At 52.3% G+C, this 1725-nt stretch carries 1 rRNA gene; it reads right to left on the bottom strand.

Annotated features, from left to right (window positions below):
* Positions 1–5: 5 nt before the first annotated feature.
* A 23S ribosomal RNA gene (locus BLP68_RS21235) occupies positions 6–1725 on the bottom strand; the annotation flags it as partial.

Below are 1725 nucleotides of genomic sequence, written 5' to 3'. Positions count from 1 at the left end.
TTTTTTTGGTCAAGCCCTCGACCTATTAGTATCGGTCAGCTTAGTACATTACTGCACTTACACCTCCGACCTATCAACCAGATAGTCTTTCTGGGGTCTTACTCTCTTTCGAGATGGGAAATCTTATCTTGAGGGGGGCTTCGTGCTTAGATGCCTTCAGCACTTATCCCTGCCATACATAGCTACCCAGCGATGCTCTTGGCAGAACAACTGGTACACCAGTGGTATGTCCATCCCGGTCCTCTCGTACTAAGGACAGCTCCTCTCAAATTTCCTGCGCCCGCGACGGATAGGGACCGAACTGTCTCACGACGTTCTGAACCCAGCTCGCGTACCACTTTAATGGGCGAACAGCCCAACCCTTGGGACCTACTTCAGCCCCAGGATGTGATGAGCCGACATCGAGGTGCCAAACCTCCCCGTCGATGTGGACTCTTGGGGGAGATCAGCCTGTTATCCCCGGGGTAGCTTTTATCCGTTGAGCGATGGCCCTTCCACTCGGAACCACCGGATCACTAAGCCCGACTTTCGTCCTTGCTCGACCTGTATGTCTCGCAATCAAGCTCCCTTATGCCTTTGCACTCTACGCACGATTTCCGACCGTGCTGAGGGAACCTTTGGGCGCCTCCGTTACTTTTTAGGAGGCGACCGCCCCAGTCAAACTGCCCACCTGACAGTGTCCCAAGACCGGATTCACGGTCCATGGTTAGAACTTCAGTACTACAAGAGTGGTATCCCAACGTCGACTCCACCAAAACTAGCGTCCTGGCTTCTCAGTCTCCCACCTATCCTGTACATGTAGTACCAAAATCCAATGTCAGGCTACAGTAAAGCTCCACGGGGTCTTTCCGTCCTGTCGCGGGTAACCAGCATCTTCACTGGTATTACAATTTCACCGGGTCTATTGTTGAGACAGCGCCCAAATCGTTACGCCTTTCGTGCGGGTCGGAACTTACCCGACAAGGAATTTCGCTACCTTAGGACCGTTATAGTTACGGCCGCCGTTTACTGGGGCTTAAGTTCTGTGCTTCGGTTACCCTAACACTTCCCCTTAACCTTCCAGCACCGGGCAGGCGTCAGCCCCTATACGTCGTCTTTCGACTTAGCAGAGACCTATGTTTTTGCTAAACAGTCGCTTGGGCCTATTCTCTGCGGCCGGATAAGGCTTACGGAGCAAGTCCTTCACCAAATCCGGCACCCCTTCTCCCGAAGTTACGGGGTCATTTTGCCGAGTTCCTTAACAATAGTTATCCCGATCGTCTTAGGATTCTCTCCTCACCTACCTGTGTCGGTTTGCGGTACGGGCACCTATAAATCTCGATAGAGGCTTTTCTTGACAGTGTGGAATCAGTCAGTTCGCTACTTAATTTCGCTCCCCATCACTTCTCAGGATATGTTAGAACGGATTTGCCTATTCTAACTCCCTACCGGCTTAGACGCACACAACCAACGGTGCGCATGACCTATCCTACTGTGTCACCCCATCTCTCAAACGATTCAAGGTGGTACAGGAATCTCAACCTGTTGTCCATCGCCTACGCCTTTCGGCCTCGGCTTAGGTCCCGACTTACCCTGAGCGGACGAGCCTTCCTCAGGAAACCTTAGGTTTTCGACGGGCAGGATTCTCACCTGCCTCTCGCTACTCATGCCAACATTCTCTCTTCTGTAAAGTCCACCAGTCCTTCCGGTCTAGCTTCAACCCTTACAGAATGCTCGCCTACCACG

Source organism: Alkaliphilus peptidifermentans DSM 18978, assembly GCF_900101495.1.
Taxonomy (GTDB): Bacteria; Bacillota; Clostridia; order Peptostreptococcales; family Natronincolaceae; genus Alkaliphilus_C; species Alkaliphilus_C peptidifermentans.
Note: the sequence above shows the minus strand (reverse complement) of the source record. Positions and strands in the feature narration are given on the sequence as shown.